This is a genomic window from Novosphingobium sp. BL-S-32, assembly GCF_056857055.1.
The window spans coordinates 2,025,374-2,037,500 of the sequence record NZ_CM166476.1 but is presented as its reverse complement, the minus strand read 5'-3'; the positions used below and the strand labels follow the sequence as shown (position 1 = coordinate 2,037,500).

At 66.1% G+C, this 12,127-nt stretch carries 11 protein-coding genes; 5 read left to right on the top strand and 6 right to left on the bottom strand.

The features are described 5' to 3' along the window. Positions 1-26: 26 nt before the first annotated feature. Positions 27-725: an OmpW/AlkL family protein gene (locus tag AC1VVK_RS09360; RefSeq protein WP_482902775.1), complete on the bottom strand. Its 699-nt coding sequence runs from the start codon at positions 723-725 to the stop codon at positions 27-29. Positions 726-924: 199 nt separating this feature from the next. On the opposite strand from AC1VVK_RS09360, the gene hemN reads away from it, so the two are divergent. Continuing rightward, positions 925-2,238: an oxygen-independent coproporphyrinogen III oxidase gene (gene hemN, locus AC1VVK_RS09355; RefSeq protein ID WP_482905145.1), complete on the top strand. Its 1,314-nt coding sequence runs from the start codon at positions 925-927 to the stop codon at positions 2,236-2,238. Positions 2,239-2,244: 6 nt separating this feature from the next. On the opposite strand, the gene AC1VVK_RS09350 is transcribed toward hemN, so the two are convergent. Next, positions 2,245-2,517, bottom strand: a complete 273-nt coding sequence (locus AC1VVK_RS09350; RefSeq protein WP_482902774.1) for a histidine kinase — start codon at positions 2,515-2,517, stop codon at positions 2,245-2,247. A gap of 214 nt (positions 2,518-2,731) precedes the next feature. Next, entirely contained in the window at positions 2,732-3,490 is a 759-nt protein-coding gene (locus AC1VVK_RS09345; RefSeq protein WP_482902773.1) for a phosphocholine cytidylyltransferase family protein, read from the bottom strand. Positions 3,491-3,675: 185 nt separating this feature from the next. Between AC1VVK_RS09345 and AC1VVK_RS09340 the strand changes: the two genes are divergently transcribed. The 4 genes from AC1VVK_RS09340 (at position 3,676) to AC1VVK_RS09325 (ending at position 8,025) form a co-directional block, all read left to right on the top strand. Beyond that, complete coding sequence (locus tag AC1VVK_RS09340; RefSeq protein WP_482902772.1) at positions 3,676-5,052, top strand: lipopolysaccharide biosynthesis protein; 1,377 nt, start codon at positions 3,676-3,678, stop codon at positions 5,050-5,052. A gap of 19 nt (positions 5,053-5,071) precedes the next feature. Continuing rightward, complete coding sequence (locus AC1VVK_RS09335) at positions 5,072-6,289, top strand: M20 metallopeptidase family protein (protein ID WP_482902771.1); 1,218 nt, start codon at positions 5,072-5,074, stop codon at positions 6,287-6,289. An 84-nt stretch (positions 6,290-6,373) separates the two neighbouring features. Further along, a complete protein-coding gene (locus AC1VVK_RS09330) occupies positions 6,374-7,330 on the top strand; it encodes a hypothetical protein (RefSeq protein ID WP_482902770.1) in 957 nt (318 codons plus the stop codon). Then, positions 7,327-8,025, top strand: a complete 699-nt coding sequence (locus AC1VVK_RS09325; RefSeq protein ID WP_482902769.1) for a phosphotransferase-like protein — start codon at positions 7,327-7,329, stop codon at positions 8,023-8,025. The genes AC1VVK_RS09330 and AC1VVK_RS09325 overlap by 4 nt, the downstream gene beginning before the upstream one ends. Here AC1VVK_RS09325 and AC1VVK_RS09320 read toward each other — a convergent pair. Genes AC1VVK_RS09320 through dxs form a run of 3 tightly spaced genes read right to left on the bottom strand, consistent with a single transcriptional unit; the run spans position 8,022 to position 12,054 of the window. Then, complete coding sequence (locus tag AC1VVK_RS09320; RefSeq protein ID WP_482902768.1) at positions 8,022-8,816, bottom strand: alpha/beta hydrolase; 795 nt, start codon at positions 8,814-8,816, stop codon at positions 8,022-8,024. The genes AC1VVK_RS09325 and AC1VVK_RS09320 overlap by 4 nt on opposite strands. Next, positions 8,813-10,135 (bottom strand): MFS transporter, encoded by a 1,323-nt coding sequence (locus AC1VVK_RS09315; RefSeq protein WP_482905144.1) that lies wholly within the window; start codon positions 10,133-10,135, stop codon positions 8,813-8,815. The genes AC1VVK_RS09320 and AC1VVK_RS09315 overlap by 4 nt, the downstream gene beginning before the upstream one ends. Beyond that, positions 10,132-12,054, bottom strand: a complete 1,923-nt coding sequence (dxs, locus tag AC1VVK_RS09310; protein WP_482902767.1) for a 1-deoxy-D-xylulose-5-phosphate synthase — start codon at positions 12,052-12,054, stop codon at positions 10,132-10,134. Before dxs ends, AC1VVK_RS09315 begins: the two co-directional genes overlap by 4 nt. Positions 12,055-12,127 lie beyond the last annotated feature (73 nt).

The following is a 12,127-nucleotide window of genomic DNA, read 5'->3' as shown; positions in this document are numbered from 1 at the left end:
TTTGCGTTTGAGGCGGATGTACCGTTTCAGAAGCGATAAGCGACGCCAGCGCTCAATACCCAGGGATCGAGATTGTGCCGGGTCTTGAGCGCAAGGGTGCCGTCTTCGTAGAACGAGGCGGTCGGCCGGACCCAGTACCTCTTGGCATCCAGCGAAAGGCCCAACCCTCGATCGTTCAGCGCGATGTCCACGCCGCCCTGCAGGGCGAAGCCCAAGGCATTCGACATCCTGACTTTGTCGACGCCGAGCGCTCTGGCCGTGTCGCCCGGCTTTTCGTCGATCACGAAGAAGATCGAGGGGCCGGCACCGACATAAGGCTTGATCGGCGTGCCCGTGTCGAGGTGGGCTTTCAGCGTGACCGTGGCGGGCAGGATCAACACGTGATCGACAAGGCCGGCACCGGCGAGATCGTCCGTGCCGCTGACGTGGTGTTGGGTGAGGCAGCAGATCGTCTCGACCGAGAAGGTCTTGTTGAAGAAGTATTCCACCGCGACGGTCGGCACCACATTGTCATTGGCCTTAGTGCCCACGGTATCGAGCGCCGCCAGTGTGCCGCCGAGGGTCGTGTTCGTGTCGATTGCGGTGATCTTGTCGATCTTGCCGTCTGGAAGGACGGCGGTGCCGAGCACCTTGACCTGCCACGCGCCGTCGGGTCTGCCGGCCAGTGCCGGCGTGGCGATTGCAGTGGCGGCCGCGAGCGCCGCAAGCAGGGTCAGTCTGCGCATGTCTTGTGTCTTTCCGTCGCCGCCGGGGCCGCACGGTGCGATCCCCCCTCTTGAGCGGCGACGGCCTTGGCTGTGGATCATCTGGCGCGCGGTTGAATTGATGCGGCGCAATTTCGCGGAAAATCGGATGGTGGAGGCTCGCGAGCGCGCTTGATCGAGCGCAATGACGCGCGGCCCATCTCGGGCGATCCTCTGGCCGATGTGGACCTATCACCCCAAGCTTCTGGCGGTCCCCGTGCCGCGCTACACCAGCTTCCCCACTGCGGCGGAGTTCGGCGAAGACGTGGGCGTGCCCGACTTCGTCACCGCGCTGGAGGAGACGCGGGGCGAGGTTTCGCTCTATGTCCACATCCCCTTTTGCCAGAAGATCTGTTGGTACTGCGGTTGCAACACCAGCGTCGCCAACCGCACCGATCGCGTGGCGGGCTATCTCGACGCAATCTGCCGCGAGATCGTGCTGGTTTCCGAGCGCGTGCCTTCGACCACCCGGATCGCGCGGATTGCTTTCGGCGGCGGCAGCCCGAACGGCATTTCACCGGTCGACTTCGTGCGGCTTGTCGACAGGCTGACGCTCCATTTCGCCGCGTCCAGCCCGATCATGTCGATTGAGCTCGATCCGCGCACGTTCGGCGCCGACTGGGCGGCGGTGATTGCCTCGGTCGGCATAAGCCGCGCCAGCCTTGGCGTACAGACGTTCTCGCCCGCGTTGCAGAAGGCCATCGGCCGCGTTCAGCCGACGCGGATGATTGCAGAGACCACCGAAAGGCTGCGCCGCGCGGGCGTGACCTCGCTCAACTTCGACCTCATGTACGGCCTGCCCGAACAGACACTGGAGGACTTGCGCGATTCGCTGGCGCGGACGGTCGCACTTGGGGCCGATCGCATCGCGCTGTTCGGTTATGCCCACGTGCCGCACCTCATCGCGCGGCAGCGGAAAATCGACGCCGCCGCGCTGCCCGATGCCGAGGCGCGCTTTGCCATGGCGGCTTTCGGTCATGCGTTCCTTGTGGCGGAAGGCTATGCGCCGATCGGGTTCGACCACTTCGCCAGACCGGAGGACAGCCTTGCGCAAGCGGCGGAGGCGGGGCGGCTGCGTCGCAATTTTCAGGGCTTCACCGAGGACCACGCGCCGGTTCTGATCGGGCTGGGCGCTTCGGCGATCAGCCGTTTTCCTTTGCTGCTCGTGCAGAACGAGAAGAACACCGGGCGTTACCGCGCGATGCTTGCGCAGGAACAACTCGCCGCCGGGCGCGGCATTGTGCGCTCGGCCGACGATCGCAGGCGCGGAAAAGTGATCGAGGACCTGCTGTGCCGGAGCCGCGCCGCGATCGACGCGGACTTGCGGGAGGAGGGATGGCCCTTGCTCCAGCCCTACTTCGCCGCCGGACTGTGCGAGGCGGACGGCGAGGATCTCGTCATCGCGCCGGGCGGCCTGCCCTATGCCCGTTCGATTGCCGCGCGCTTCGATCCCTATCGCAAGGATTCTCTGCGGCGGTTCAGTTCGGCGGTGTGACGCTTTTCACCCTCCTGCCTCGAATTCCAACCCGAACAGTTTCCCCTCGGTCCAGCGTACGAGTCCCCAGACTTCGCGCCCATCGTCCAGCCTTGCCCGCACCGCTTCGTTAAGCGCCGGCGGCTCGCCCACGGCGGCGGCGCTGAGGCCGTGCGAGGATATGTCGCGGATCATGATCTCGATCGACCTGCCCGTCGCATCGGTGAGCACGAAATGGGCCAGGTGCGCGCGGCGGCGTTCGCGGGGGGTAGGCGTGGGCTTGAAGCGGTGCGCGTCCATATCAGCGGGAGAACGGCCGGAATCGGGAAAAGTTAAGCGCGGCTATCCGGTTTTGAGCCGGATCAATGGCAACCGCGCCCCTCTCTGCGAAGACATGCCCGCCGGTCTCTCACCGCGCTCCACTCGCGGTCGGTGAAACCGCTTCTCCCCCAACTCAAAGGGCGGCCCCTCGGGACCGCCCTTTTTTGTTTTATAAGACCGGTGAAACCCGTGCTCAGCCCCAGGTATCGGTCAGCTTGGTGGCGATCTCGATGTCGTTGAGGAAATCGACTTCGGCCCAGTTCAGGCCCTCGATCGAATTGGTGCCGACTTTGCCGGTGGGCGCGATCGAATCGATCACCTTGAGGTACCAGTGCTGCACGCCTTCGGGCGTGCGCATGGCCTGTCGCACGGTCTCGCGGAACAAGTCGGCGCCTTCGCCCCGGAAGGCCAGGAAGCCGATCGATTCGGCGTTAGACTGGACGGCGTTCAGCGTCTTGCCGATGTGGACCAGACGGCCATCGGCCGCGCGCTCGACTTTCATGTCGTCGCTGTCATAGCCGTCCTGCTTGACGTCGACGGTGACGGTGATCGGCCAGAGATTGCCGTCCTTGTCGGTCGCGCCCTGCTGCACCTTGTGGACGATCTCCTCCGAAACCAGCGTGTCGCCGTTGAGGATCAGGAAATCGTCGCGCATCGTCTCGCGCACGATCCAGCACGAGCCCAGATTGTCCGCCACCTTGAAGAACGGGTTGAAGCGCACCGTCACGTCGACGCGGGGATCCTTGATCGACTGGAGGTGCTCTTCCAGCATGTCGGTCATGAAACCGGTGACCACGTCGATCCGTTTGACGCCGCCGCGCGCCAGCATCTCGATCTGCCATTCGATCAGCGACCGGCCGGAAAAGTCGATCATGCACTTGGGACGCTCGGCCGTGAGCGGAAGGAGGCGTGAGCCCTGGCCGGCGCTGAGAAGAATGGCGTGTTCGATCATGGGTTTCACATTCATGTTCGCGGGGGGGATGGTTCGCATCTAGGGATTGCGGCGTAAAAGGAAAAGGTGCGGCGCGATAAGGAGGCCGCAATGGAGCCTGCAAATGCGGCGCCGTTCACGCTGCGGCAATCGCGATTTCGCGACTGGCTTGCAACTCGTGCTCCCCTCGTTCACATGCAGATTTGATGTCCCCCAAACGCTACCGTCAAGAGAGCCAGTCTCCGCTGGGCCGGATTCTCCAGAACACCGCCTGGCTGCTGGGCGGCAAGGGCGTGGGCGCGGTTTGCGGGATCGGCTACCTCGCGATCCTCACGCGCACGCTGGGGCTCAAGGACTTCGGCCACTTTTCGCTGATTTTCGGCACGGCGCAGGCGCTTGTCGCCATCGCCGGGTTCCAGACCTGGCGCGTTGTCGTGCGCTATGGCAGCGAACACGTGCACAACAAGGACTGGAGCAAGTTCGGGCGTCTCGGCATGCTCTGCGGCGTGCTGGACGCAGTGGGCGCGATCATGGGCTGCGGCATCGCCGCCGTCTTGATCTACGGTTTCGCCCATAAGCTGGAACTCAATCCGCAGTACATGAACGTGGCGTTCTGGTTTTGCTGTGCATCGCTCTGGGCGCTGGTTTCGGCGCCCACCGGCATTGTGCGCGCGCTGCACCGGTTCGACATGGCGGTCTATGTCGAGGCCGTGGTGCCGATCGGCCGCCTTGTCGCGGCGGTGGCGATCTGGCTGACCGGCCCGTCGGTGGGCCGCTTCCTGTTCGCCTGGGCCGCCATCGATATCATCGAAGCGACGCTCTACTGGATCATGGCGCGCCGGCTTGCGCCAACGGCGGTGCGCTTGAAGCACTTCTTCGAATGGCGTCAGGCTATTGCCGAAAATCCCGGCGTCACGCGCTTCTTCATGGTGACCTACGTGGGCTCCACGCTCGATGCGGCGGTGAAGAACGGCCCGCTGCTGGTCGTCGGCGCCTGGGTCGGCACCAAGGCGGCGGGTCTCTACCGCCTTGCCTCGCAGCTTTCGCAGGCGCTTACCAAGCTGTCCTCGCTGCTGACGCGCTCGGTCTATGCCGAAGTGGCGCGCGTGCGCGTGACCTCGCAGGCGGCCGAGTTCCGCAAGCTGGCGTTCCAGACCAGCAAGATTGCAGGGCTTGGCGGCATCGTCGTGGTTACGGTGGCGATCCTGCTGGGCAAGGAGCTGCTGGCCCTGATCGGCGGCGATGCGTTCGAGAGCGGCGAGGCGATTCTCGTGCCGCTCACGGTCGCGGCCTGCTTCGATCTTGCCAGTGTCGCGTTCGAGCCGGTGCTCCACTCGACCGGGCGCGCGCAGCATTCGCTGGTGGCGCGCCTGATCTCGGTGGTCGCGCTGGCCGTGGGCATGTTCTATTTCATCCCGATGGGCCCCAGCGGCGCAGCCTGGGCAGTCGCGCTGGCCGGCGCCGTGTCCTATCTGGCGATGGGGGCGATGGCCTGGCGCACACTCTCGCTGATCGAGAGCGACGCGATCCGGGTGATCGACGCCGAGCCGGAACCGGACGAACCCGGCTCGACAGTCGAGTGACGGTCGGTATCATGGGGGCATGTCCACAGACCTGCTGACCCGCGAAGCCGCCCGCCTTTCCGACCGCATTGTCGCCTTGCGACGCGCGGTCCACGCTGAGCCCGAGATCGGCCTGCACAATCCGAAAACGCGCGACAAGATCCGCGCCGCGCTGGCCCACCTGCCGCTGGAATGGCGCGAAGGGCCATCGACCACCGGGCTGATGGCAACCTTGAAAGGCGGGGCCGGGGACGGTGGCTGCGTATTGCTGCGCGGCGATACCGATGCCCTGCCGATGCCCGAGGAGACCGGGCTGGATTTCGCCTCGACCATTCCCGGTGTCATGCATGCCTGCGGGCACGACACCCATGTCGCCATGCTCGCGGGCGCGGCGGAGATTCTGGCGGGTCAGGCGGACAGGCTGAAGGGCGAAGTGCGCTTCATGTTCCAGCCGGGCGAGGAGGGCCATCACGGCGCTCGCTTCATGCTCGATGACGGACTGCTGGGGGGCGAAGGCTTCGACCGGCCGCTGCCCGATGCCGCGTTTGCGCTCCACATCATGCCCAATGCCCCGCACGGCGTCATCGGCGGTCGCGCTGGGCCGCTGATGGCGGCGGCGGACGAACTGCGCATTACGGTCACCGGGCGCGGCGGTCATGCCTCGATGCCGCATGACACGGTCGATCCGGTGCCGGTCGCCTGCGAGATCGTCATGGCCATCCAGACCATGGTCGCGCGGCGCTTCAGCGTGTTCGACCCGGTCGTCGTCACCATCGCCAAGATCGAGGCGGGCAGCGCCCACAACGTGATTCCCGATGCGGCAAAGCTGACCGGCACGATGCGCACGCTCTCGGCCGAGAACCGCGCGCGCCTGAAGGACGAACTGCCGAGACTGGTCGCCGGAATCGCCGGGGCCCACGGGTTGACCGGCGAAGTGACGATCCTTGAAGGCTTCCCGGTAACCGTCTGCGATCCGCGCGCGGTCGCTTTCGGGGAAGGCGTGGCTCGGGACCTGTTCGGGCAGGAGGCTTTCCGCCGCCTGCCGGACCCGATCATGGGCGCGGAAGACTTCGCCTATGTGCTGGAGAAAGTGCCCGGCGCGATGTTCTTCCTCGGCGTGGCGCCAGAGGGGGCGGACTGGGCCCATTGCTGCGGCATCCATTCGACACGGATGATGGTCGACGAATCGGTGCTGCCGCGCGGATCGGCTTTCCTGGCCGGCCTTGCGCAGGGCTGGCTCCAACGCGGTTTCGACTAGGAGACCTTCGGGCAGGCGGCATTGCCGCTGCGGTCATTGCCATGACACCGGCTCCTTGCTGCCTAGGCGGCAAGGAGAGCCACCATGATCATGGACCTGGAAACCGATCTGGCATTCGCCGATTTCTTCGCCGCACAGCGCGACGGCAACCCCTACTGGAACGAGAGCGTGTGGTTTTCGCTCTCGGTGCCTTCCCGGCACATCCATGGCCTCATCCAGTACTATTTCCGGCCGAACATGGGCATGCTCAACGGCGGCCCGGTGCTGTGGGATCCGAGCGGCCGGTTCCAGTGGAACTGCCTCCACTACGACTGGGCGCACTTGCAGGCCGCGCCTTCGGAAGCCGCCAAGTTCGACATGACGGCGCGCAACTCGCTGTCCTGCCGGATGATCGAGCCACTCGCGAAGTACAAGCTCGACTATGACAAGGACGGCCTGTTCCTCGACCTCACCTGGACCGCGATCGGCCCCGTCCACCAGCTGAAGACGGGCGATGCGGGCCAGAGCGCGACGGCTGGATTCCATATCGAACAGCCGGGCCGGATGACCGGGACCTTGCGTTGCGGTGGCGAGGAATTCGCGGTCGACTGCCTCTCCATGCGCGATTGCTCCTATGGCAAGCGCGACTACGAATCGCTGGCATGCGGCGGCTATTTCTGGGGTATTGCCGAGGACCGCGCCTTCCACGCCATCGCCATGGGGGAGGGGACCGAAGGCCGCTCCATTGGCGGATTCATCTGGAAGGACGGCCGGCTCTCCAGCCTTGTCTCGGGCCGCCGCGAAGTGCTGGAATGGGGCGAACACGGCCCCGCGCGCACGCTGTTCGAGGCGACCGACGGGCTCGGCCGCACCCTGCGCGCCCATGCCGAGATCGACCCGGGCCTGATCTTCACCGGCTATACCGACCACACCGTCGTCTGGTCGCTGACGCGCTGGGACTGGGACGGCGTGGAACTGTGGGGAGACAATCAGGAGTTCTGCCCCGCCGCCCGCTTCCGCGCCATCGCGCGCGGTGAAATCGCACCGGGAGATCCGGCATGAGCGCTATCACCCCCGGCCAGATCATCGTCGTCAACGGCACTTCGGGGTCGGGCAAGTCGACCGCCTGCGAGCTGTTCCAGAAGCGCCGGCAGGACTACTGGTTGCTCTACGGCATCGACCATTTCATGGCCCAGACACTGCCCGCGCAGTTCGGCCACCACGGACCGCGCGCGGCCGAAGGGATCGAGGCGGTGCCGATCGATCCCGCCGATCCGCAGGGCCCGCTGCGCTGGCGCTTCGCCCCGCAGGCGATGGCTGCCTTTTCCGCGATGCATGAATGGATGGCGGCGACCTCCCGGCAGGGTGCCAACGTGATCTTCGACCACCTGTTGATGAGCGATCCGCCGGTCCTGCAAGATCTCGTCCGCCGGACCGAGGGGCTGCCGGTGCTGCTGGTGACTCTAAAGCCCCCGTTCGAAGTGCTCGAACGCCGCGTGGCCGAGCGGGCCATGACCAAGCGCATGCCCACCGATCTGCTGGGCGAGGATGCGGTGAACAAGATCGTCGACCGCCTCTCGCGCCTGCGGCCGTGGTTCTTCGAGGAAGTCTACCGGAACACGGTGTCCGATCTGGTCATCGACACTTCGGTCCAGTCCCCGGACGAGGTCTGCGCCGCGATCGCGGCGCGACTGGCCGAAGGGCCGGGCACCGCGTTCGAGGAATTGCGCCGCCGGGAAGCTCAACGCGCGGCCTAGAAACCCCGCTCTTTGAGCCACGCGACGATGGCCTCCTGCGCCTCGGGCGCGAACTGGAGTTGGTGGCCGAAACGGTTGAAGGCCACAAAGTGGCCGTCGCGCGCCGCTTTCGCCAGAGCTTCGCCCTGCGCGAAAGGGATCAACCGGTCGTCGCGGGCATGCAGCACGAGGACCGGCGCCGCAACGCCCGGCATGGCGTCCAGACTCTCGAAGCGGTCGAGCAGCAGCAGGCGCACAGGAAGCCATCGGAACATCCTGGCGGCCACATCGGGCAAGCTGGTGAAGGGCGAGACGAGAACCAGTGCTGCCGGCGCATGGTCGTGCGCCAGCCTCGTGGCGACGCCCGTGCCCAGCGAGGCGCCCATCAGGATCAGGCTTGGGGCCGTCACGCCTTTCGCTTCCAGAAACGCGCGTGCTGCCTCTCCGTCGCGGATCAGGCCGGTCTCGGTCGGTTTGCCGGGATTGCCGGAATAGCCGCGATAATCGGCGAGCAGCACGCCATATCCGGCGTCGGCCAGCTGCTGCGTGGCCTTGGCCGCGCCGGGCAGATTGTCGCCATTGCCGTGAAAGAACAGCACGGTGCGCTTGCCGGGCGCCGCCGGGCGCCATGCCGCCGTGAGCGCCAGTCCGTCATCGGTGTGGAGCGTGACTCGCTCGAAACCGGAGGGGGTAGGCGCGGCGTGGGGGTGGGCCGGATAGACGATGGAGCGCTGGGTCAGAAACAGCAGCAGCACGGCGGCGAGGTAGAGGCCGCCGATGGCGACGATCGCCGTCAGCAGCAGCCGTCTCACACGGCTAACCGGTCGAGCACGTTGTCGCGGCGGGTATCCTTGAGCAGCAAGGCCGCCACCAGCGAGACCGCGCAGAGCGCCGAGACGTACCAGTAGAACCCGCTCTCGTGCCCGGCCGCCTTGAACGCCAGCGCGACGTTTTCGGCGGTCCCGCCGAACAGCGCATTGCCGACGCCATAGGCAAGGCCAACGCCCAGCGCGCGCACATGGGTCGGGAACATCTCGGCTTTGAACAGGCCGCTGATCGAGGTGTAGAGGCTGTTGATGACCAGCCCCGCCAGCACTAGCGCAAAAGCGGGGCCGATTGCTCTGGCTCCGGCCAGCGCGGTGAAGATCGGCACGGTGAATACCGTCGCCAGCGCGGCGAACAGGATGATGTTGTTGCGGCGCCCGATCCGGTCGGACAGCAGCCCCATCAGCGGCTGAAGCAGCATGAACAGCGCCAGTTCGCCCAGCATCAGCATGGTCGCCGCTTCCTTGCTCAGGCCCACGGTGAGCACGAGGTACTTCTGCATGTAGGTCGTGAATGCGTAGAATGAGAGACTGCCGCCCGCCGTCAGCGCAACGACGATCAGGAACGGGCGTGTCGCCACGCGGAACAGTTCGGTAAGGCTGCCCGCCGCCTCACCGGCGCGGTCCGCGGCGCTGGAGGTCTCGTGCATGTGATGGCGGAACAGCACGATGCCGAGCGCTCCCGCCGCGCCGATCAGGAAGCCCACGCGCCAGCCCCATGCGGCAAATTCGGCCTCGGTCAGCACTTGCTGGAGAAGCACGATCACCAGCGTCGCGCAGAGCTGCCCGCCGACCAAGGTGACGTATTGGAACGAGGACCAGAAGCCGCGCCGCCGCCGTCCGGCGATCTCGCTGAGGTATGTGGCGGCCGTGCCGTATTGTCCGCCGGTGGAAAAACCTTGCACCATGCGGCCGATCAGCAGCAGCAGCGGCGCGATGATGCCCACTTGCGCGAATGTCGGCAGTACCGCGATCAGCAGCGCGCCGCCGCCCATCATCATGACCGAGAGCACCATCGCGCTCTGCCGCCCGTGGCGGTCGGCATAGCGGCCGAAGTACCAGCCGCCGATGGGGCGCAGCAGGAAACCGACAGCGAAGATCGCGCTGGTCGCCATCAGCTGAACCAGCTGGTCGCTCTTCGGGAAGAAGGCGGGAGAGAAGTAGAGCGCGGTGAAGGCGTAAATGTAAAAATCGTACCATTCGATGAGGTTGCCCGCCGATCCGGCAAGGATCGCGCGCAACCGCACCGCGTCGCTGATGCTGCCCGGCTTTACCGGGGAGTCCGCAGCGACGGCATCCACCGTCAGGCGCGCGCTTCGTTCACGCCGGCACTGTTGTGCCGCAGCGCCTTCAGCACGGTATCGACGATCTGCGGGGCATTGAGGCCCGCTTCGTCATACTGCGCCTCGGGCTTGTCCTGATCCTGGAAAATGTCGGGCAGGCGCATGGTGCGGATCTTCAGGCCCGCATCGGTCAGCCCTTCGTCGCTCGCCATGGTCAGCACATGCGCGCCGAGACCGCCGATGGAACCTTCCTCCACCGTGACGACCACTTCGTGGCTGAGCATCAGCTTGCGGATGAGTTCGGTGTCGAGCGGCTTGGCAAAGCGAAGGTCGGCAACCGTGGCGGAAAGCCCCTTGGCCTCCAGCAGGTCGGCAGCCTTGAGCGCCTCGCCAAGGCGGGTGCCGAGCGAGAGCAGGGCAACCTTGGACCCTTCGCGCACGATCCGGCCCTTGCCGATTTCCAGCTGCTGCGGAACGTCGGGCAGCGCCACGCCGGTGCCGTTGCCGCGCGGATAGCGGAAGGCAATCGGGCCGGAATCGTGGAGCGCCGCGGTGTGCGTCATGTGGACCAGCTCCGCCTCGTCGGCGGCGGCCATGACCACCATGTTCGGCAGCGTCGCCAGATAGGTAATGTCGAACGAGCCTGCGTGGGTGGCGCCGTCGGCACCGACCAGACCGGCGCGGTCGATCGCGAAGCGCACCGGCAGGTTCTGGATGGCGACATCGTGCACCACCTGGTCGAAGGCGCGCTGCAGGAACGTCGAATAGATCGCGCAGAACGGGCGCATGCCTTCGGCGGCCAGCCCGGCGGCGAAGGTCACCGCGTGCTGTTCGGCAATGCCGACATCGAAGCTGCGGTCCGGGAACTGCTGCACGAACTTGTCGAGCCCGGTGCCCGAGGGCATGGCGGCGGTGATCGCGCAGATCGTCGGGTCGCGTTCGGCCTCGACGACCAGCGCCTTGGCGAAGACGCCGGTATAGCTGGGCGGACCGGCGGGCGACTTGGCCTGTTCGCCGGTGACGACGTTGAACTTCTGCACGCCGTGATACTTGTCGGCCGCTTCCTCGGCCGGGGCGTAGCCCTTGCCCTTCTGCGTGACGACATGGACGAGGATCGGGCCTTCGCCCGCGTCGCGCACGTTTTCCAGAACCGGAATCAGCGCGTCGAGATCGTGGCCGTCGATCGGGCCCACGTAATAGAAGCCCAGTTCTTCGAACAGGGTGCCGCCCATGGCCATGCCGCGGGCGAATTCATCGGTCTTCTTCGCGGCCAGATGCAGCGGGCGCGGCAGGCGGCGGGCGAACTTGCGCGCCAGTTCGCGCAGGCCAAGGAACCGGCCCGAGGAGACGAGGCGCGCGAGATAGGCCGAGAGCCCGCCCACCGGCGGCGCGATCGACATGTCGTTGTCGTTCAGGATCACGACCAGACGATTGCCGGCTTGTTCGGCGTTGTTCATCGCCTCATAGGCCATGCCCGCGCTCATCGCGCCGTCGCCGATCACGGCGATGCCGCGGCCGGGCCTGCCCTGAATCTTGTTGGCGACGGCAAAGCCGAGCGCGGCCGAGATCGAGGTGGAGCTGTGCGCGGTGCCGAACGGATCGTATTCGCTTTCCGAACGCTTGGTGAAGCCCGAAAGGCCGCCACCCTGGCGCAGCGTGCGGATGCGGTCGCGGCGGCCTGTCAGGATCTTGTGCGGATAGGCCTGGTGGCCCACGTCCCAGATCAGACGGTCCACCGGCGTGTCGAACACGTAGTGGATGGCCACGGTCAGTTCGACCACGCCAAGGCCGGAGCCGAGATGACCGCCCGTCTGGCCGACGGCGGAAATCATTTCGGCGCGAAGCTCGTCGGCCAACTGGCGCAGCTGCGCGGGCTTGAGCTTGCGCAGGTCGTCAGGCGTATCGACGGTATCGAGAAGCGGAGTTGCCGGATTGGCTGTCATGGTCTTGGTTTACACACGAGTTGGTCTGGTGTCGAATTTTCCGCTGCGCATAGGCCGCGAATAGTCCAAGATA